Source organism: Streptomyces jumonjinensis (genome assembly GCF_009600885.1).
GTDB lineage: Bacteria > Actinomycetota > Actinomycetes > Streptomycetales > Streptomycetaceae > Streptomyces > Streptomyces jumonjinensis.
In genome coordinates, this window is sequence record NZ_VCLA01000172.1 from 16,588 (window position 1) to 37,510 (window position 20,923).

Genomic DNA, 20,923 nt, shown 5'->3' on the forward strand with positions numbered 1-20,923 from the left:
GCAAGTCGAAACCGCCCGCCTGTCCCGGGTGGGCGGGCAGCGCGGACCTCTCCCATGAGATTCGAACGCCCCGCCCGGACCGTGTGCCGGGTCGTGCGGCACCCTCCCGCCGTCCGTCAACTGTGCCGCGCGGGAACCGGTTGTCCGGCCGGCGCTACCGCCGGGCCGGTGTCGTCCACGGCGTCGGTGTCCTCCCTACGGCCCGGTATCAGCAGAGCGGCGATCACCGCTCCGCACGCCACCACGGCCGCCGCCACGCCCAGACTGATCCCGGCGGCATGGCCGAACGCGTCCCGCGCGGTCCGGGCCAGTTCCTGACCGGCGGCCCCGCCCGCGTTCTCGGCGATCCGCAGCGCGCCGTCCAGGGTGCGGGCAGCGGCGTCCGGCAGCCCCGCCGCGCCGGCCTGGGCGGTATAGCTCTGGGCGAGCGCGCTGCCGACCACGGCGACCCCGAGCGCGTTGCCGAGCTCCTGCATGGTCATATCGAGCGATCCGGTCGCCCCGGAGCGCTCCGGCGGCACCAGCGACATCACCACGTCCGTGGTCGGCCCGATCGCCAGTCCGATGCCCGCGCCCGCCAGCAACAGCCCTGCCAGCACCGGCGGATATCCGCGGTCCGCCAGTCCGACGACGAGGATGCCCACCGCTCCGATGGCGAGCCCCGCGGTCACACATCCCCGCGGCCCGGCCCGCCGCCCCAGCACGGGGCAGAGCAGCGTGCCCAGCAGAACCGCGAACGCCACCGGCATCACCGCGAGTCCGGCCTTCAACGGCCCGTACCCCAGGGAGAACTGCAAGCGCTGGGTGAGCACGAAGAGGGTGCCCGCCAGACCGAACATCAGCAGCAGAATGCTCACGCTCGCCCCGATGAACGGAGCCCGGCGCAGCAGCGCGAAATCTGCCATCGGGCTGGGGTGCGCCCGCTCCCACAGCACGAAGGCGACGCCCCCGGCGGCGGCGACGGCGAACCCCGTCATCGGCGCCGCCGAGGTCCAGCCGTGCTTCGCCCCCTGGATCGTGCCGAAGACCAGCCCCACCATGGCGGCGGTGCCCAGCAGCGCGCCCACCGGGTCGGCGCGGCGCGGCTTCGCGGCGGCGGACTCCGGCAGCAGCAGCGCCCCGGCGATCAGCACCACGGCCACCGGCACGAGATTCACCAGAAAGATCGACCCCCACCAGAAGTGGCCCACGAGAAAGCCTCCGACGACCGGTCCCGCGGCGACGCCCAGCGCGGACGCCCCGCTCCAGATCCCGATCGCCCGCGCTCGCTCGGCCGGCGGGAAGACATGGACCAGCACGGCGAGGGTGCCGGGCATGATGAAGGCGGCTCCCAGCCCCATCAGGGCCCGTGCCGCGATCAACTGGCCCGTGCCGTCCGCGATCAGGGCGACCAGCGAGCCCGCGCCGAAGACGGCCGTGCCGGTGAGCGCGGCGCGCTTGTGGCCGTACCGGTCGGAGAGCGTCCCCGCGGTCAGCAGCGCCCCCGCGAGGGCGAGCGCATAGCTGTCCACGATGAACTGCACCTGGCCGATGTCGGCGTCCAGACTCCGCATCATCCCGGGGATCGCTACATTGAGCAGGCCGTTGTTGAGCACGATCGCGAACAGCGCGAGCGAGAGCACGCCGAGTATCCACCAGCGCCGGGGATCGCCGGTGCCGTCCGTACCGGTCCTGTGCATCTGTCGGTCCTCCGTCGTTCCGGGACAGGCTGGGCCTCACCAGCCTCGGGGCGGGCGCTGAAGGGGGGCTTGCACGGAGGGGCGTCCGGGGCCGCATGGCTCAAGCGGGGCTTCAGGGCCGTTCCCTACCGTCGCGCCGACGCGGCTCCCGCCCGAGGGGGAGCCCGACACTAAGGGGGCGCCATGGAGGTTCCGGCACGGCTGCGGCAGGCACGCTCGGCGCTATCGCTGGTCTTCATCGTCCATGGAGCGGTCTTCGCCCTGCTGGTCACCCGGATTCCCGCGGTCCAGGACCGGTACGGCCTCAGCGACAGCGTGCTCCCGCTCGTTCTCGCGGCGGTGCCGCTGCTCGCGGGGGCGGGAAGTCTCACCGCTTCCCGGCTGGTGCGCCGGATATCGGCGCCCACCGCGGTGCGGGTGCTCCAGCCGGTGATCTGTCTGACGCTGGTGGGCGTGGGGGCGGGCCGCGCGGTATGGCAACTCGCGGTCTGTCTCGCGGTCTTCGGGCTGCTGGTGGGCGCGCTCGAAGCAACGCTCAACATGACCGCGGTGGGCATCGAGCGCGCTTACGGGCACAGCATCATGCTGCGCTTCCACGCCGCCGCCGGGCTCGGCGGAATCACGGGCGCAGCCCTGGCCTGGGCTGGAGCCGACCGGGGATTCTCGCTGGCCGCGCTGTACTCGGCGGCCGTGCTGGTGCTGCTGCCGGTCGCGGCGGCGGCCGGCGCCCGGCTGAGCCGGGTGACCGACAAGCCGGAACCGGACGGGCGGACGGGTCCGCCCGCCGGGGCGGGCCAGGGGCGCGGCACTCCCTGGAAGCCGCTGCTGCCGCTCTGTCTGATCATGGGTGTGGCCGTGGTCGCCGACTCCACCGCGACGAACTGGAGCGCCAAGTTCCTGTCGGACACGCTGGGCGGTTCACAGGCGCTGGCCACGCTGCCGTACGGCCTCTACATGGCGGCGACCCTGGCGGGCCGCGGTTTCGGGGACCGCTGGGTACGGCGGTGGGGCGCGGCGGCGGTGATCCGGGCGGGCGCGCTGCTGGCCGCCGCCGGGTTCGCGCTGGTGGCGTCCGCCCCGGGGCCATGGGCGGGGGTGTTCGGTTTCGGTGTGCTGGGAGCGGGTCTCTCGGTGATGATCCCTCAGCTCTTCACCCTCGCCGCGCGGAGTCTGCCGGGGGCGCCGGACACGGCTGTGGCGCGGGTCAACCTCTTCAACTACGTGGGCTTTCTGGCCGGGCCGCCGCTGATCGGGGCGGTCGGGGCCGCGGTGTCGTACCGGGCGGCGATGTGTGTGCCGCTGGTGCTCGTGCTCTCGGTGGTGTGGGTGGCGCGCTCCCTGGAGGGTGTGGGCGCCCGGGCCCCCGCCTCGGGGCCGGAGACCGAGCCCGATCCGGAGCCGGAACCAGAACCCACCGTGATCCGCTGACACCGCCCGGGGCCCGTATGTACGGGCCCCGGGCGGCCTCTGTGCAGTGCCGAGCGGTCCGCCCCGGCCGCTTCCCGTGTCCGTCGCCTCGCCTTTTAGCCGGGCCATAGCACCGGCGCGGACGATCCCCGCGAGGGCACATCCCGAAGACCCGTCGCGTGCCGCACGCGCGGCGGTGTCCGGGGACAGCCCACTGACGATGGGAGAACCATGCGCTGGGAAAGCGTTTACGTGGCGGGAACGGGTGCCTGGCTCCCCGAGCCGTATCCCGCCCGCGCCGCCGTGGAGGCGGGTGTGTACGACCAGGCGCACTTCGAGGCCGACGGCCTGGTCTCCGTCAGCGTCGCCGGCGAGGAGGTCACACCGCCCGACATGGCCGTCCACGCGGCCACCACCGCGCTCAAGCGGTCGGGGCTCGACCCCCGGACCGTACGGCTGCTGCTGCACAGCTATGTCTGGTTCCAGGGCCAGACCATGTGGCCGGTGGCGTCCTATGTCGCCGATCACGCCGTGCACTGGTCGGTGCCCGCCTTCGAGGTCAAGCAGGAGTGCAACGCGGCGGTGGGGGCGCTGGAGCTGGCCGCCCGCCATCTGAACTGCGAGACCGGCGCGGCGTCGGCCGTCCTGACCACCGGCGACCGGTTCGCCGAACCGCTGATCAACCGCTGGAGCGCGGAGGCCGGGCTGGTCTACGGCGACGGCGGCACCGCGCTGGTCCTCTCCAACCAGGGCGGCTTCGCCCGGGTGCTGTCGACCGCGACCCGCGCCGACAACCGGATGGAGTCCCTGGCCCGGGGCGCGGGGCTGTCCCCGCTGCCCACCGGTGAGCCCTATGACCACGCCGCCCGGTTCGCCCACCATCTCCAGTCCCGGGGCGGCGGCATCCGCGAGGCCGCCGACCGGCTGGTCGCCATGGTGAAGGGGGTCGTCGACGACGCCCTCACCGACGCCGCGACCGACCCGTCCGCCATCGCCTGGGCCGTCGTCCCCACCGGCGGCCAGGACAAGATGCGCCGGCAGGCGGAGCAGCTGCTGGGGGTGCCGGGTTCCCGCACCACCTGGGAGTTCGGCAGCCGCACCGGACATCTGGGCGCGGGCGACCAGTTCGCCGCGTTCAACGACCTCGCCGAGCGGGGCGCGCTGCGCCCCGGCGACCGGGTGCTGATGCTCTCCGCCGGTCCCGGCGCGGCCAGCTGCGCCGTACTGGAGATCACCGGCGCCCCCGGCTGGGCCGCCCCGGCGCGGCGGGAGGCGCGGTCATGACGGCCACCGTGTTCGGCGCCTTCCCCGCCACCGCGCTGATCGACGACGCCGTGGGCACCGGGACCGCCCCTCGGGTCGACAACGCGGCCGAGGTGTTTCTGACGGCCGCCGCCGCCCGCAGGCCCGCCGCCCCGGCCGTACGGGACCGCTACGGAGTGTGGACGTACGCCGAACTCGACGCCGCGGCCGACGCGTTCGCCCGGATCCTCGACGGCTACGGCGTCGCCCCCGGCGACCGGGTGCTGGCCCGGGTCGGCAGCGTCCGGGAGTTCACCGCGCTGCTGTACGGGACCTGGCGGCGGGGCGCGGTCCTGGTCCCGGTCAACCCCGGGATGAAGGCGTTCCACCTCAAGGCGGTGCTCGCCGACTCCGCTCCGTCGCTGATCGTGGTGGAGGAGCCGGAGCGCACCGGGGCCGACGGGCTGTTCTGGCCGTCCGGGGTCCCGGTCGCCGTGGTGGGAGACCTGGATCTGACGACGGCGGGCCCGGTGGACCCGGCGGCGCGTACGGAGCGCACGGTGCCGGCCGACCGGCTCGCCCTGCTGATCTACACCTCGGGCAGCACCTCCGCGCCCAAGGCGGTGGCCTGTCCGCACGGCCCGGTGGTGTTCGCGGCCCGGGCCATCGCGGCCCGGCTGAACTACACGCCGGACGACGTGGTGCTCACCGCCGTACCGCTCTCCTTCGACTACGGCCTCTACCAGATCCTGCTCACGGCGCTGGCCGGAGCCGAACTGCTGCTGTCGGGACCGGCCGACCACCCCCGGCTGCTGGGCTTCGCCCGCGACCACGGGGCGAGCGTCGTCCCGCTGGTGCCCTCGCTGGGCGAACTGCTGGTCCGGCTGACCTCGCGCGACCGCAGACCCACCCGGATCCGGCTCTTCACCAACACCGGGGCCGCGCTCAACGCCCCGCTGATCGCCTCGCTCCGGGAGGCGTTCCCCGGCGCGGCCGTGGCGCCCATGTACGGCACCACCGAGTGCAAGCGGATCACCGTGCTGGAGCCGGACGGCGATCTCGCCAGGCCCGGGTCGGTCGGGCCCGCGCTGCCGGGCACCGAGGTGCTGGTCCTGGACGACGACGGCCGGCCGCTGCCGCCGCGTGAGATCGGCGAGATCGCGGTGCGCGGACCGCATGTGATGGCGGGTTACTGGCGGGCCCCGGAGCCGACCGCGCTCCGTTTCCGCCGCGACCCGGCGAGCGGTGCGGTCACCCTGCACACCGGCGACTACGGCTGGCTGGACGACGACGGCCATGTCTACTTCCAGGGCCGTCGGGACGATCTGTTCAAACGGCGCGGGGCGCGGATGAGCTCCGTCGAGATCGAGGCGGCGACGCTGGACATCGACGGGGTACGGGAGGCGGCGCTGCTGGTGCCCGAGGAGGACCGCGACATGGTGCTCTTCGTCGTCGGCGAACGCCCGGGGCTGACCGGCGAACAGGTGCTGGCACGCCTCGGCGACCGTCTTGAGGCGGCCAAGGTGCCGGATGTGTGCCGGGTCCTGGACGCCCTCCCGCTGACGCCCAACGGCAAGACCGACCGCAAGGAGTTGCGCAGGCGGCTCGTGGAGGACAGCGATGGCGACTGACCGAGAACTCGCCGAGCGGTACGGCACCCCGCTCTACGTCTACGACCTGGCCCGGGTGCGGACCGCGCTGGAGGATCTGCGGGCGGCCCTGCCCCAGCCCAGCCGGGTCTACTACTCGCTCAAGGCCAATCCGCACCCCGGTCTGGTGGCCGAGCTGCGCCGGGGCGGGGCGCGCGCCGAGGTGACCTCGCGCGGGGAGCTGGCCGCCGCGCTGGCGGCGGGCCATCCGGCGGCCGAGCTGATGTACTCGGGCCCCGGGAAGGTCCGGGCCGAGCTGGACGAGGCGATCTCGGCCGGTATGCGTACCTTCTCCGCCGAGTCCTTCGGCGATCTGGAGCGGATCGGCGAGGCCGCCGTGGCACAGGGCGTCACCGCCGACTGTGTGCTGCGGATCAACGCGGCGGGCGCTCCGGGCCAGGCGGGGCTGCGGATGACCGGAGCTCCCTCCCAGTTCGGGTTCGATCTCGACGGGCTGCGCGGCGAACGGGCCCGGCTGCTGGCGCGGGGCACCCGGATCGTGGGGATGCACTTCTTCCCGCTGACCAACGCCCGGGACGAGGAGGGGCTCCGGGCCGAGCTGGCGCAGAGCGTGCGCACGGCCGCCGAGCTCCGTGACGAACTCGGCGTTCCCCTGCATCTGCTGGACCTCGGCGGGGGCTTCGCCGCGCCGTACGCCACCCCCGGCGAACGCCCGGTCTACCGGGAGCTGCGGACGGCGCTGGCCGCCGTGCTCGACGAGAATCTGCCCGGCTGGCGCGACGGGGAGCCCGTGGTCGCCTTCGAGTCCGGGCGCTATCTGGTCGGCGACAGCGGCCGGCTGGTGACCGCCGTCACCGATGTGAAGCACAGCCGGGGGAAGGACTACGCGGTCCTCGACTCCGGGATCAACCATCTGGGCGGGCTCTCCGGCCTGGGGCGGCTGCTGCCGCTCTCCGCGCAGCCGCTGGAGCCCGGCCCGGAGCATGCCGTCGACGCCCCGGACGAGGGGTCGGTGACCCTCGCCGGGCCGCTGTGCACCCCGGCCGATGTGCTGGCCCGCGCCGCCCGGCTGCCGGGGGTGCGCTCGGGGGATCTGCTGGTGTTCCCCAATGTGGGCGCGTACGGGCTCTCGGCGAGCCTGCTCGGCTTCCTGGGCCATCCCGCGCCCGCCGAAGTCCTGGTGGACGGCGGCGAGACCGTATCCGCCACCCGACTGGCGCTGACCCGCCATGCCGTCGAACCGTTCGACGGCCTCCGTGCGAAGGACGCGAACCCCATGACCGAGACCACCGCCGCCACGGCGACCGCCCCCGACGCCACGGCTCCGGCCTGGGACGAGGCGTATGAATCCCTGCTGCACGAGGTGCTGCCCCGGCTCTCCGCCAAGGGGCCGCTCCGCCCCGACAGCAGTCTGAAGGCCGCGGGGCTCGACTCGCTCGCCATGGTCGAGGTGCTGGTGCGGGTGGAGTCGGAGTACTCCATCGCGATCCCCGACGCGGACCTGGTGGCCGCGACCTTCGCCACCCCCGCCTCGCTCTGGCGGGTGGTGTCGGCCCTGCGGGAGCAGACCGTCGGCCCCGCCTGACGGGACCGGGCCGGCGCCCGGCCCCGGAGAGGCAAGACGGCCGGCGACCCGTCGGCCGGTGTCGAGAAGGGAGTTCTCATGCGGTGGGAAGGTGTGTATGTCGCGGGCACCGGGGTGTGGCTGGGCGGACCGGAATCCGCCCGCGCGGCCATGGAGTCGGGCCGGTACGACGCGGAGCAGTACGCGGCGGACGAGATCGTCTCCGTCTCGGTGGCCGATGAGTCCATGGCGCCTCCGGACATGGCGGTCCACGCGGCGACGACCGCGCTGAAGCGGTCGGGGCTCGACGGGTCGGAGGTGGATCTGCTGATCCACAGCGGTATCTGGTTCCAGGGTGTGGAGATGTGGCCCGCCGCCTCCTATGTGGCGGGCCACGCCCTGGGGCGGGGCGTGCCGGCCATCGGTCTCGACCAGGAGTGCAACGGCGGGCTCGGCGCGCTGGAGCTCGCGGCCCGCCAGGTGAGCGGGCGGCCGGGGGCCGGTGCGGCGATGGTGACCACCGGGGACCGGTTCGGCGTGCCGCTGGTCGAGCGGTGGAGCAGCGAGCCGGGCTTTGTGTACGGGGACGGGGGCACGGCGCTGCTGCTCTCCGGCCGGGGCGGTTTCGCCCGGCTGGTGTCCACGGCGACCGGGGCGGACAACTCGCTGGAGGCGGTGGTCCGGGGTCCTGGGCTACGGCCGCTGCCCTCGGCGGAGCCGCTGGATCTGCTGGGCAGGGTGGGGCACTATGTGCGCTCCCGGGGCAGTGTCCGGGAGGCGACCGAGCGGGTGGCGGCGGTGGTGACCTCGGTGGTGGACACCGTGCTGGCGGACGCGGGCGTCACCAGGGGCGAGATCGACCGGGTGGTGGCCCTGGCGAGCGGGCGCGGCAGGCTGGAGTGGCAGCTGCCGCAGTTGCTGGGCATTCCGGTGGAGCGGTCGACCTGGGATTTCGCCCGCCGGGTGGGGCATCTGGGGGCCGGGGACCAGATCGCCGGGTTCAACGATCTGCTGGAGCGGGGGGAGTTGGGAGCCGGGGACCGGGTGCTCTTCGTGGGCGGCGGCTCCGGGTTCAGCTGCACCTGCGCGGTGGTGGAGATGGTCCGGGCCCCGGAGTGGGGTGCGCCGCCCGGCGCCGGGGAGTGAGCGGGCGGGCTTCGCGTACCCGTGGGAGCTCCGCGGCGCTCCGTAGACCCGTGGGAGCTCCTCGCCGGTCCGCGGCGGTCCGGCGGCTCCCGGGGCCCGGCCCTGCCCGCCGTCCGTGGCCTCAGCCGCGCTCCGCGGGACCGCGGGAGCTCCTCGCCCGGCGGCTCCCCGGGGCCCGGCCCGCCGTCTGCGGCTTCAGCGGTGCTCCAGTGGACCCGCGCATACTGCGCTGCCCGACGGCTTCGGTTCCGCGGCCGGGTGGGCCGGCCCGTCCGAACGCCTCGCATGTGAGGAGATCTACGTGGTGATGACCGAACCCACCGGGACGCGGCGGAGTTCGACGCCGGGGCCGGTGCGCTTCGCGTGGGGCACGCTGGGCGTGCTGCTGCTGGCCTGGGACGTCTTCGAGGTGGTGAAGCACACCGGCTGGGTGATCCCGGCCGCCGCCCTCGGCGCCGCTCTTCCGCTGCTGCCCACGCTGGCCGGGCGGCGCGGGCCGGGGCTGCTGCCCCCGCGCGCGGTGCCCGCGCACAATCTGCTCAACCGTCCGCTGATCCCCTTCGCCGTCATGGTGGTCTTCTCGTTCCTGGGCGACGCCCCGGAGGACATCGCGGCCCCCTTCACCTTCGGGATGTCCTGGCTCACCGCCATCGCGCTGTCCCGGGCGCTGGGGTTCGGGCTCCGCGCGGCGGACGGCGGACAGCGCTGAGGGCCGGCGCCCCGGGGTGTCCGAGCGGTACGGCAGCGGGCCCGCGGCCCCTCCCCCTGGGGCCGCGGGCCCGCTGCCGTACGCCGGTGCACAGGGCCGGGTCGCGTCGGCCCGACGCGAGGGCCATCGGCGCCAGCCGGTCTTTATCGGCGCGCAAGCGGTCGCTGGGACCCTCGGGCTGACCCTGCGAAGCACCGACCGATCCGAAGCCCTGGAGGCTCTCGATGGACACCGCCTCTCCGCACCCGGCCGAGCCCGAGACCGGCCTGCGGTATCCCTTCCCGCGTCCCTCGGCGGTGGAGGTGCCGCCCGTCTACGAGAAGCTGCGCGGCGAATGCCCCGTGGCCAAGGTCCGGCTGCCCAGCGGCGACGACGGTTATGTGGTGAGCCGGTACGACGACGTCCGCACCGTGCTGAGCGATCTCCGGTTCAGCCGGGCGGCGATGCTCGACGAGGGGGCGCCCCGGCTGACCGCGGCCCCGCCCATGGGCGGCAGCCTGTTCACCATGGACCCGCCCGAGCACACCCGGCTGCGCAAGCTGGTCTCCCGTGAGTTCACCGCGCGCCGGGTGCAGAATCTGCGGCCCCGTATCCAGGAGATGACGGACGAGCTGCTGGACGGCATGGAGCGGCTCTCCCCGCCCGTCGACCTCAATCCGGTCTTCGCGTTCCCGCTCCCGGTGATGGTCATCTGCGAGCTGCTCGGCGTGCCCTTCGAGGACCGTGATCGCTTCCGCGGCTGGTCCGACGCCTTCGTCTCGCTCACCTCGCACACCCCCGAGGAGGTGATGGAGCAGCGGATGTCGATGGTGCAGTATCTGGGCGAGCTGGTGGAGCGCAAGCGGAAGGAGCCCACGGACGACCTCATGGGCGCGCTGGTCTCCGTGCACGACGAGGACGGCGAACGGCTCAGCGAGATCGAGCTGATCACCAGGGGCATCACGCTGCTGGTGGCCGGGCACGAGACCACCGTCAGCATGATCGGCACCTGTGTGCTGACCCTGTTGCGGCACCCCGAGTATCTGGCCGCGCTGCGGGAGCGGCCCGAGACGATCGACCACGTGGTGGAGGAGTTGCTGCGGCTCAACCCCATCGGCGACGGAGGTCCGTTCCGGATCACCCTGGAGGATGTGGAGATCGCGGACACCGTCATCCCCCGGGGCAGCGGTGTGATCGCGGCGGTCTGCTCGGCCAATCAGGACGCGGGCCGCTTCGGTGCGGCGACCGGCGCCTTCGATCCGTCGAGGCCGTCCGCCTCCTCCCATCTGGCGTTCGGCCATGGCGCGCATTTCTGCCTGGGCGCGGCCCTCGCCCGGGCCGAGCTCCAGATAGCCCTCTCCTCGCTGATCCGGCGCTTCCCCCGGCTGAGTCTGGCGGGCGAGGTCGGCGATCTCTCCATGACCACCGGGATGATGGTGCACGCGCTGAGCCGGCTGCCCGTCGCCTGGTGAGGCGCCGCCGGTGAACACGGCGCTGCCCGGGGCCCCTTCGGCGGGGACCCGGGCAGCGGTCTGCGCGGGGTGCGGCGCGGCGGTCAGGCGCGCGGCGCGCTCTGGTGCACCACCTTGCGGGCGACGACCGGGCCCGGCCGCTGGACCTGGAAGTAGGCCCTGGCCAGTACCCGTCGCTGGAGGGTGTGGCTGCTGTTCACCACCCGGTACAGGGCGCGGCGGAAGGCGCCGCCCCACCGCCCGTCGAGAGCGAAGAGGCGTTCCTGGCGGAGCTGGAGCGCGCGGGAGAGGCGTACCGACTCCTCACGTACCCGCTGGAACTCCTGGCCGGCCCGCAGCAGTTCGGCGGTGTCCCCGCCGCCGGACAGCGCGGTTCCCACCAGCGGTGCGAGGGTGACCGCGTCGATGACGGCGTGGTTGACGCCCTGCCCCAGGATCGGGGTCAGGGTGTGCGCGGCGTCGCCGATGAGCACCAGGCCGGGCATGGACCAGTCCGGCACCACGGTGGTGAAGATGTCCAGCATGGAGGTGTCCGACCAGCTGGTGACCGTCTCCCGTACGGCGCCGGAGAGTTCGGGGGCGAGCCGGTCGATGCGCTCGTGGAGCGCGGACAGGCCCTGGGCGCGCAGCTCGCGCAGTCCGCCCTTGGGGATGTTCAGCCCCACCCGGACGCTGTCGGGGTGGGTGGGGATGAACAGTCCGTGTTCACCGCCGCGGATGCGGATGCGGTAGGTGTTGCCGTCCCACTCGGCGGGGAAGGGCAGCCGCAGCCAGATGACGTCCCGGTCCAGCGGCAGTTTCTCGTACGGCAGCCCGGACATCTCGCGGATCTTGCTGAACCGTCCGTCGGCGGCAACGGTCAGCCGGGCCCGTACGGTGATCTCGCCCTCGGGGGTACGGGCGCGCACCCCGGTCACCGGGCCGCTGTCGCCGTCCTCGCGGAGCAGGCCGACGGCGGTGGCCGACTGGCGCAGGGTGAATCCCGGGTGCTCGCCCGCGGCCTCGGCGAGGGCGGTGAGGAGGGCGGGCTGGGGCAGCTCCACCGGATAGGGGTGCGGATAGGCGAAGTCGGAGAAGTCGGCGCGCAGCACCGTGCCGCCGCCGTCGGTGATCTCCATGTGGTGCATCTGGGCGTACGCCCCGTCGAGGCGGTCGAGGAGTCCGAGCCGGTCGAGCAGCCACACCGAGTCGGGGGAGACCGACTCGCCGCGGAACGACCTGTTGAAGTGCCCGCTCTGCTCCAGGACCACCACCGAGACGGAGCGTTTGGCCAGCTCCATGGCGAGCGTGAGCCCGGCCGGTCCTCCCCCGACCACGCACACCTGTGCGGTCAGCTCTGCTGTCATCGTTTTGCTGCCTCTCCAGCGGAGTCATGGTCGGTCGATCCTCCGGCCGGCTCCTAAAGCTCTCCTTGCAGGCAGCGTGCCCGGGGCGGGGTCAGTCCGCCTTCGCGGCGGGGGCGTTCCGCGCTTCCACCCGGGCCCGCAGGGCGTCGGTGAGTTCGGCGAAGCCGCGCTCGGACGGGGTGAGGAGCGCACCGGCGAACGGGACCAGCGCTCCGCTGAAGCGTTCGCTCTGGAGTACCCGGGTGCCGCCGTCCCGGGGGGTCAGCTCGAAGCTGTGCACTCCGTCGAAGAGGCCCGGTACGCCGAGCCGGCCGCGCCAGCGCAGCAGCCGGCCGGGGTCGCTGACGAGGACGGTCGGCGTGAAGACGGTCTCCCGGCCGCTGCCGGGCAGCCGCATCCGCAGGGTGAGCCGGGCGCCGGGCTCGGCCCGGCCGGCGGCCGACACGAGGAAGGGGTTCCATTCGCGGAACCGGTCGAAGTCGGTGAGGGTCTCCCACACCTGGGCGGGGGAGGCGTGGATCTGGACGGTGGAGGTGATCAGTCGCACGAGTCGCACGGGGTGTCCTTCCGGTTCCCGCCGGGGGCGTCCCGGCGGGAACGGCGCGGTGGGGTCCTGGGGTCCTGGGCCCTTCGGCCGGGGTGGTGGGGCCTTCGGCCGGGGTGGTGCGGCTTTCAGCTGGGGCGGTGCGGCCCCGGCTGGGACGGTGGACGCACGGGCCCGGCGGGGAGTCCCGCCGGGGCGGTGTGCGCACGGCCTCCCGGGCCGGAGCGGTCACGGCCCCCGGGTCGCGACGCTACCGGGGCCGCCGGGGCCCCCGCCGCTCCCCCGGGCGCCGGCTCTAGCGATCCTTCAGCGCCGCCGCGCAGCCTCGGGGCCCGGACGCTTCAGCGGAAATCCAGTGGCCGGCCCGAGGATGGACGCTACGCGGCCCGTACGCGCCCTGCCCGCTGGCCGGGCCTACGGCGCGAGCCGTCCACGCGCCCATCCGCACCCACCCCACCCTCCCCGTGCGTCCGCCCGTTCCCCGGCGGGGCCGGCGGAAGGAAGGACACCATGTTCTCCGCTCTGGGCTCGGCCCTCCACCGCCGACGGATCGCCGTTCTGTTATTGGCGCTTGTGGTCACCGTGCTGGCCACCGCCTACGGCGGCAGCGTGTCGGAGAAACTCACCAACGGCCTCTCGGACTACGACGATCCGGGCGGCGGCAATGTCGTCGCCCGCGAGACCATCGTCCGCGCCACCGGCATCGACTCCCAGCAGGGCTATGTGCTGCTGGTGCGTACCGGGGAGCGGGTGGAGCCCGGCTCCGCTCCGCCCGAGGCGGTCGCCGCGGCGGGCGAGCTGCTGCGCTCGCGGCCCGAGGTCAAGGAGGTGTTCGACTATTCGTCGGAGCTCGGCGGCCCGGCGCTGATCTCCCGGGACGGCCGCAGCACGGTGGTGGTGGGCGCGGTGCGGCCCATCACGGACAAGCAGGCCGTGGCGGCCGAGGAGGCCCTGCAGAAAGCCATCGCGGAGGATCCCGCGCTCCGGGACAGCGCCTCGCTCGGCGGCGCCACCCCCGGGCACGTCCAGGTGGGCGAGATCTCCGACGAGGATGTGTCCAACGCCGAGCTGATCGCCTTCCCGATCGTCCTGGTCGTGCTCTTCCTGGTCTTCCGCGGTCTGGTGGCGGCCCTGGTGCCGCTGTTGGGCGGCATCGTCTCGCTGCTGCTCACCATGGCGGGCCTCCGGCTGACGACGGACTTCATGACGGTGTCCGCCGGGGCGATGAGTCTGGCCTTCGCGCTGGGTCTCGGTCTCTCCATCGACTTCGGGCTGCTGATCGTCTCCCGCTTCCGTGAGGAGGTCGCCGCCGGCCGGGACCGGGGCGACGCGATTCGCCGGGCGGTGGCCACCGCGGGCCGCACCGTGCTGTTCAGCGCTCTGACGGTGGCCGCCGCACTGGCCGCGCTGACCGCCTTCCCCCATCCCTATCTGCGCTCCATGGGCGTCGCGGGCGTCATCACGGTGCTGTCGGCGGCGCTCTTCGCGCTGGTGGGGCTGCCCGCGCTGCTCGCCGTGCTCGGCCATCGGATCAACGCGCTGGCGCCGCGCCGCTGGCAGCGCTCGGCCGGTGCCTCCGCCGCCACCGAGGGCCGCTGGCACCGGATGGCGTCGGCGGTGATGCGCCGGCCCGGGATGTTCGCCGTGGTCGCCACGGGTGTGCTGCTGCTGATCGCCTCTCCGCTGGCGGGGGTGCGCTTCACCGGCGTCGACCCGTCGCTGCTGCCGCAGGAGACCACCGCGGGCCGGGTGGCCGCCGTCCTGGACCGGGAGTTCGCGGAGCCGGCCACCGCGCCCCTCCAGATCGTGCTGCGCACCGACGGCGCCGAGGACCGGGCCCGGCTCGACTCCTTCGCGGAGCGGATCGGGAAGGTGCCCGGGGTGGAGTCGGTCGCCGCGCCCTTCGAACTGGACGGGAAGCACTGGGAGATCGACGCGGTGCTCGCGGGCAGTCCGCTGGACGACCGGGCGCTGGACGCCGTCGAGGAGGTGCGGGACCTGACCGCGCCGTATCCCGCGAACCACACCGGTATGACGGCGGACTTCCTGGCGCAGCGGGAGAGCATCGGCGACAGTCTGCCGCTGGCGGGCGGCATCCTGGCCGGGGTCACCCTGCTGCTGCTCTTCGCCTTCTCCGGTGCGATCGTGCTGCCGCTGATGGCGCTGGTGATGAACACGCTCACGACCGGTGCGGCGTTCGGGTTCCTGGTCTGGGTCTTCCAGGACGGCAATCTCGGCTTCTCCGCCCAGAGCGGTCTGGAGGCCACCACTCCGCTGCTGGTCTTCGCGCTGGCCTTCGGGCTCTCCACGGACTACAACGTCTTTCTGCTCAGCCGGATCAAGGAGGCGCGCGCGCTGGGGATGGACGAGCGGGCGGCGGTCGCCCACGGTCTCTCCCGCACCGGTTCGATCGTGACCTCGGCGGCGGTGCTGTTCTGTGTGCCGGTGGGCGCGCTGGCCGCGTCGAGACTGGTGTTCATCCAGGAGCTGGGGCTCGGCGCGGCGTTCGCCGTCCTGATCGACGCCACCTTGGTGCGGGCGCTGCTGGTGCCCTCGCTGATGGCGCTGCTGGGCGCGGCCAACTGGTGGGCCCCGGCCCCGCTGCGCAGGCTCCACCGCTCGGTGTTCCCGGACCGTTCGAAGGCGGCGGCCCCCGTGCCCGTACCCGACAGCGGACCGGCCTCCCGCGAGAAGGCCCCGGAGCCGGTGGCCTAGGAACATCTTCGGCCGTCGCGCCTCCCGGCGGCGAGGAGAGTCCATGGGTTGGTGCGCGAGAGTCCAAACGGGGCTCTTGCGCACCGCGCGCCCCGGCGACGATGGTCCTTGGCGAAGGATCATGACCAGCCGCGCACCATCAGCTCTCGTGGAGGCTCGATGAACGACGCAGCAGCACAGGACCACGGCAGTGACGACGACGGCTCGATGAGCCGTCGTCGTGTGCTGCGGACCACGGCGGGGGCGGCGGGCGCCTCCCTCGCGATCGGCGCCCTCGGTACCGGCCCCGCCGCAGCCGGGGAGAGCGCCGGGGCCGCCGGAAATACGGGGGAACCGGCCGGAGCGGCCCCCGCCCGCAAGGGCGGCGCCACCATGGCCGGGGTGCCCTTCGAGGGCCGCAGCACGGTACGGGTCGGGATCATCGGTCTCGGCAACCGCGGCGGCAGCATGATCGATCTCTTTCTCGCCCAGCCCGGGGTCAGGGTGATCGCCCTGTGCGACCCGGTCCGGGCCAAGGCCGAGCGCGCGGCGGCCCGGGTGACAGCCTCGGGTCAGCCCGCGCCCGCCCTGTACACCAAGGGCGAGGACGACTACGAGAACCTCTGCGCGCGGGGCGATCTCGACTTCGTCTATGTGGCGACCCCCTGGGAGTCCCACTTCCCGATGGCGAAGGCCGCGATGCTGAACGGCAAGCACGTCGGCGTGGAGTGCCCGGTGGCGATGCGGCTGGACGAGCTGTGGGCCCTGGTCGATCTCTCCGAGCGCACCCGGCGGCACTGTATGCAGCTGGAGAACTGCTGTTACGGCAGAAACGAGATGCGGGTGCTGCGGATGGCGCACGCGGGCCTCTTCGGCGAGCTGCTGCACGGGGCCGGGGCGTACAACCACGATCTGCGCGAGCTGATGTTCGACCCGGACTACTACGAAGGCCCCTGGCGGCGGCAGTGGCACACCCGGCTGCGCGGCGATCTCTATCCGAACCACGGCTTCGGCCCGGTCGCCAACTACCTGGACGTCAACCGGGGCGACCGGGTGGTGTCCATCGCCAGCTTCGGCACCCCGGCGCTGGGGCTCGCCGAGTACCGCGAGGCCCATATGCCGCCGGGCGACCCCAGCTGGAAGGAGACGTATATCGGGGCCGACCGCACGATCAGCATGCTCCGCACGGCGAAGGGCCGGATCATCCGGCTGGAGCACGATGTGTCCACGCCGCATCCCTACAGCCGGATCAACAGCCTCGGCGGCACCAAGGGCGTCTTCGAGGACTACCCGGCGCGGATCTATCTGGAGCCCGACCACACCGACCACCAGTGGGGCGCCTTCGGGAAGTACGCCGACTGGGACCACTGGCTGTGGAAGGAGCACGCCAATCCGCCGGGCGGCCATGGCGGGATGGACTACATCATGATCTTCCGGCTGATGCAGTGCATGCGGCTGGGTCTGGTGCCGGACTTCGATGTGTACGACGCGGCGACCTGGACGGCGCCGGTGCCGCTGAGCCATGCCTCGATCAGGGCGAAGGGCACGCCGCTGCCCATCCCCGACTTCACCCGCGGTGAGTGGCGCAAGGACCGCACAGGTGTGGATTCGGACAAACCTTCGGACTGAGAAAAGGTGTGCGGGCCCCTATCGGGGGCCCGCACCGGGCCTCCCGGCATGGCGGAACCGTTCCTGCCGCCTGGCGTGATATACGGGGGCCCCGCGATATCGAATTGCGAAGACGGGCCCTGAACAGCGAGTCTTGCACTCTTTGTGCCGACCTCGAACCGCGCTGGGACGTCATGCAAATTCGCGACCTTCCGTATACCGATCCAGGTGACCCAGACGTCCGCTCCGGCCCACGGTTTCTGCTCTGGCTCGGCCGCAACCAGCTGAGCGGCCAGTTCAACTCGCTCCTGTGGGGCCTGATCGGCCAGCTCGGCGTGGCCGCCCTGCCGCTCGGGGTGGGCATGGCGGTCCAGGCGACCGTGGACGGCTCGGGGACCCGGCTGATGTACGCGGCGGGGCTGCTGATGCTGCTCGGGGCGGTCATCGCCCTCGGCGAGACCATGCTGCACCGCTCCACCATCACCAACTGGATCACGGCCGCGGCCCGGGTCCATCAGCTGCTCGCCCGCAGAACCGTGGAGCTCGGCTCGCTGCTGACCCGGCGGGTCGCGGCGGGCGAGGTCGTCGCGGTCTCCACCGGCGACGTGGAGAAGATCGGCTGGTTCGTGGAGGCGGTCTCCCGGTTCCTCGCCGCCGCCGTCGCGCTGATCGCCGTCTGCGTCGGACTGGTGATCTACGAGCCCACGCTGGGCTCCGTCGTCGCGATCGGCATACCCCTGATCGCCCTGGCCGTGCTGCCGCTGCTGCCCGTCGCCACCCGCCGGGCGGACATCCAGCGCGACAAGGCCGGCATCGCCACCGAACTGGCCTCGGACACCGTCGCCGGACTGCGGGTGCTCCGCGGCATCGGAGGCGAGGAGCTCTTCCTCGACCGCTACCGCAGGGCCTCGCAGGAGATGCGCCGCGCCTCCGTGCACAGCGCGAGCATGTGGTCCCTCATCTCCGCGATCCAGGTACTGCTGCCCGGCGCGCTGATGCTCACGGTGGTGGTGTACGGAGCGCATCTCGCCCTCGACGGCCGGGTGACGGTCGGCGAGCTGGTCACCGTCTACAGCGCGGTCCTGCTCGCCGCCCACCCGATGCGGACCTTCGAGGAGATCGCGATGGCGTACTCCTACTCCAAGCCCTCGGCCAAGCGCGCGGCCCGGGTGCTGGCGCTGCGCCGCGACACCGCAGGCTCCGGCGCCGCGCACACCGCCGCCCCGACCGGCGATCTGTACGACCCGGTGACCGGGATGCTCGCCCCCGCCGGCCGGCTCACGGCCGTGGTCTGCGGCGACCCGGACGCGGCGGGGCTGCTCGCCGAACGTCTCGGCGGGCACCCGGCCGACAGCGGCCGGCCCTCCGTGCTGCTCGGCGGGGCGCCCCTGGACGAACTGCCGCTGACCGCGGCGCGTACGGCCGTGCTGGTCCAGGACAAGGAGCCGGTGCTGCTCTCCGGCACCCTGCGGGAGCTGCTCGACGTCCCCGCCTCCGGGGAGGTCTCCGCCTCCGACGCGCTGGAGGCGGCTCAGTGCGGCGATGTGCTCCAGGCGCTGGCGCGGGCCTCGGCCGACCAGGACGCCGACCCGATGGAGACCAGGATCACCGAGCGTGGCCGCTCGCTCTCCGGCGGCCAGCGCCAGCGGCTCGCGCTGGCCCGCTCGCTGGTGACCGACCCCGGGGTGCTGGTGCTGGACGAGCCGACCTCGGCCGTGGACTCGCACACCGAGTCGCGGATCGCGGCGGGCGTCAAGCGGCTGCGCGAGGGGCGCACCACCGTGGTCCTCTCCTCCTCGCCGCTGCTGCTGGAGCTGGCGGACCGGGTGGTGCTGATGGACGGCGAGACGGTGGCGGCCGTGGGCACCCACCGCGAACTGCTGCGGAGCGAGGGCCGCTACCGGGCCGTCGTCACCCGGGAGAGCGGCGACGAGAGCGGACCGCGAACGGCGGACGGCGGGCTCGCGAAGCCGGTGGAGTCCGCATGAGCCCCCTGAAGGGATGGAAGATGCTCCGGGTGACACCGCCCGAGTACGACCCGGCCGCGCCGGAGTCGGCCCCCACGCTGCCCATCGGCAGCAGCGCCACCGTGCGCGCCTACGTCCGCGAGCTGATGCGGCGGCACCGGCGCGCCTTCGTGCTGCTGGTCGCCTTCAACACGGTCGCCGTGATCGCGTCCATGGTCGGCCCCCATCTGCTGGGCTCCCTGGTGGAGCGGCTGAGCGACGGAGCGCGGGAGCTGCATCTGGGGCGCACCGTCGCGGTGTTCGCGGTGGCGCTCGTCGTGCAGAGCGTGTTCATCAGGATGATGCATCTGCGCGGTGCGACGCTGGGCGAGGAGGTGCTCGCCGATCTGCGCGAGGACTTCCTCGTACGGTCGGTGGCGCTGCCGCCGGGGGTGCTGGAGCGGGCCGGCACGGGCGATCTGCTGTCGCGTATCACCACCGACATCGACCGGCTCGCCAGCGCCATGCGCGAGGCCGTGCCCCAGCTCACCATCGGTGTGGTGTGGGCGGCTGTGCTGATCGGCGGGCTCGCGCTGACCGCGCCGCCGCTCGCGCTCTCGGTGGTGGTGGCCCTGCCGCTGCTGATCGTGGTCTGCCGCTGGTACTTCAAGCGCGGTCCGATCGCCTACCGCTCCGAGGCGGCGGGCTTCGCCGCGGTCTCCACCGTGCTCGCCGAGACCGTGGACGCGGGGCGGACCGTGGAGGCCCACCGGATCGGTCACCGCCGGATCGCGCTCTCCGACCAGCGGGTGGCCGAGTGGGCCGGCTGGGAGCGGTACACCCTGTTTCTGCGGTCGGTCTTCTTCCCCGTCATCACCCTCACCCACACCACGGTGCTGGTCTCGGTGCTGCTGATCGGCGGCTCGTTCGTCCTCCAGGGCTGGATGAGCGTCGGCCAGCTGACCACGGGCGCGCTGCTGGCGCAGATGCTGGTGGACCCGATCGCCACCATTCTGCGCTGGTACGACGAGCTCCAGGTGGCCCATGTCTCGATGGCCCGGCTGGTGGGCATCCGGGAGATCGAGCCGGCGGCGGGCGATCACGACATCCGGCCGGACGGCCGCGATGTGCGCGCGGAGGACGTGCGGTTCGGCTACCAGGAGGGAGTGGATGTGCTCCACCAGGTCTCCCTGGACGTGGCTCCGGGCACCCGACTCGCCCTGGTGGGACCGTCCGGGGCCGGGAAGTCGACCCTGGGCCGGCTGCTCGCGGGCATCTACGCGCCCCGCTCGGGCCGGGTGGCGCTCGGCGACGCGGAGCTGTCGCGGATGACCGCCGAGCGGGTGCGGCAGCATGTGGCCCTGGTCAATCAGGAACACCATGTGTTCGTGGGCACGGTGCGGGACAATCTGCTGCTCGCCCGCGCCGGGGCCGGGGACGCGGAGCTGTGGGCGGCGCTCGCCGCGGTGGACGCGGCCGGCTGGGCGCGGGCGCTGCCCGAGGAGCTCGACGCCCGGGTCGGCTCGGGGGGAATCGTTCTGACGCCCGCGCAGGCCCAGCAGATCGCCCTGGCCCGGCTGGTGCTGGCGGACCCGCACACCCTGGTGCTGGACGAGGCGACCTCGTTGCTGGATCCGCGCGCGGCGCGCGATCTGGAGCGGTCGCTCTCCCGGGTGCTGGACGGCCGTACGGTGGTCGCGATCGCGCACCGGCTGCACACCGCCCATGACGCGGATGTGATAGCGGTGGTGGAGGAGGGCCGGATCAGCGAGCTGGGCAGCCATGACGAACTGGTCGCGGTGGACGGCGCGTACGCGGCGCTCTGGCGGTCCTGGCACGGATAGCGGCGATCTACCGAAGGGGCCCGGGACACACGGTGTGTCCCGGGCCTCCGTTCCGTCCATGCCCGCCCGGCAGAGGCCCGGCATCCGCCCCGGCGGGTCAGACGCCGACGAGCTCCGCCTTGTTCATGGCGCT

At 73.3% G+C, this 20,923-nt stretch carries 14 protein-coding genes; 11 read left to right on the top strand and 3 right to left on the bottom strand.

Annotated features, from left to right (window positions below; all coding sequences use genetic code 11):
• Positions 1 to 116 precede the first annotated feature (116 nt).
• Positions 117 to 1,679: an MFS transporter gene (locus tag FF041_RS26295; RefSeq protein ID WP_153525125.1), complete on the bottom strand. Its 1,563-nt coding sequence runs from the start codon at positions 1,677 to 1,679 to the stop codon at positions 117 to 119.
• Between the two features lie 183 nt (positions 1,680 to 1,862).
• Between FF041_RS26295 and FF041_RS26300 the strand changes: the two genes are divergently transcribed.
• From FF041_RS26300 to FF041_RS26330, 7 genes are all read left to right on the top strand, one after another.
• On the top strand, positions 1,863 to 3,107 hold the full coding sequence (locus tag FF041_RS26300) for an MFS transporter (protein WP_153525127.1): 1,245 nt from the start codon (positions 1,863 to 1,865) through the stop codon (positions 3,105 to 3,107).
• Between the two features lie 210 nt (positions 3,108 to 3,317).
• Complete coding sequence (locus FF041_RS26305; protein ID WP_153525128.1) at positions 3,318 to 4,370, top strand: ketoacyl-ACP synthase III family protein; 1,053 nt, start codon at positions 3,318 to 3,320, stop codon at positions 4,368 to 4,370.
• A complete protein-coding gene (locus tag FF041_RS26310; RefSeq protein WP_153525130.1) occupies positions 4,367 to 5,959 on the top strand; it encodes a class I adenylate-forming enzyme family protein in 1,593 nt (530 codons plus the stop codon). The genes FF041_RS26305 and FF041_RS26310 overlap by 4 nt, the downstream gene beginning before the upstream one ends.
• A complete protein-coding gene (locus FF041_RS26315; protein WP_153525132.1) occupies positions 5,949 to 7,523 on the top strand; it encodes a phosphopantetheine-binding protein in 1,575 nt (524 codons plus the stop codon). The genes FF041_RS26310 and FF041_RS26315 overlap by 11 nt, the downstream gene beginning before the upstream one ends.
• A gap of 78 nt (positions 7,524 to 7,601) precedes the next feature.
• Positions 7,602 to 8,648: a ketoacyl-ACP synthase III family protein gene (locus FF041_RS26320; protein ID WP_153525134.1), complete on the top strand. Its 1,047-nt coding sequence runs from the start codon at positions 7,602 to 7,604 to the stop codon at positions 8,646 to 8,648.
• 307 nt (positions 8,649 to 8,955) lie between these two features.
• Positions 8,956 to 9,357 (top strand): hypothetical protein, encoded by a 402-nt coding sequence (locus FF041_RS26325; protein ID WP_153525136.1) that lies wholly within the window; start codon positions 8,956 to 8,958, stop codon positions 9,355 to 9,357.
• A gap of 224 nt (positions 9,358 to 9,581) precedes the next feature.
• Positions 9,582 to 10,808, top strand: coding sequence for a cytochrome P450 (locus FF041_RS26330; RefSeq protein WP_153525138.1), 1,227 nt, complete (start codon positions 9,582 to 9,584; stop codon positions 10,806 to 10,808).
• An 83-nt stretch (positions 10,809 to 10,891) separates the two neighbouring features.
• Here FF041_RS26330 and FF041_RS26335 read toward each other — a convergent pair whose 3' ends face one another.
• Positions 10,892 to 12,154: an FAD-dependent oxidoreductase gene (locus tag FF041_RS26335; protein ID WP_194292185.1), complete on the bottom strand. Its 1,263-nt coding sequence runs from the start codon at positions 12,152 to 12,154 to the stop codon at positions 10,892 to 10,894.
• 91 nt (positions 12,155 to 12,245) lie between these two features.
• Entirely contained in the window at positions 12,246 to 12,710 is a 465-nt protein-coding gene (locus FF041_RS26340) for an SRPBCC domain-containing protein (protein WP_323392758.1), read from the bottom strand.
• Positions 12,711 to 13,208: 498 nt separating this feature from the next.
• Here FF041_RS26340 and FF041_RS26345 point away from each other — a divergent pair, with 498 nt between their 5' ends.
• From FF041_RS26345 to FF041_RS26360, 4 genes are all read left to right on the top strand, one after another.
• A complete protein-coding gene (locus tag FF041_RS26345; protein WP_153525140.1) occupies positions 13,209 to 15,413 on the top strand; it encodes an MMPL family transporter in 2,205 nt (734 codons plus the stop codon).
• Positions 15,414 to 15,572: 159 nt separating this feature from the next.
• Positions 15,573 to 17,021 (top strand): Gfo/Idh/MocA family protein, encoded by a 1,449-nt coding sequence (locus tag FF041_RS26350; protein WP_153525142.1) that lies wholly within the window; start codon positions 15,573 to 15,575, stop codon positions 17,019 to 17,021.
• Positions 17,022 to 17,194: 173 nt separating this feature from the next.
• Positions 17,195 to 18,988 (top strand): ABC transporter transmembrane domain-containing protein, encoded by a 1,794-nt coding sequence (locus FF041_RS26355; RefSeq protein ID WP_153525144.1) that lies wholly within the window; start codon positions 17,195 to 17,197, stop codon positions 18,986 to 18,988.
• A 20-nt stretch (positions 18,989 to 19,008) separates the two neighbouring features.
• On the top strand, positions 19,009 to 20,790 hold the full coding sequence (locus FF041_RS26360) for an ABC transporter ATP-binding protein (protein WP_153525198.1): 1,782 nt from the start codon (positions 19,009 to 19,011) through the stop codon (positions 20,788 to 20,790).
• The last annotated feature ends 133 nt before the right edge of the window (positions 20,791 to 20,923 follow it).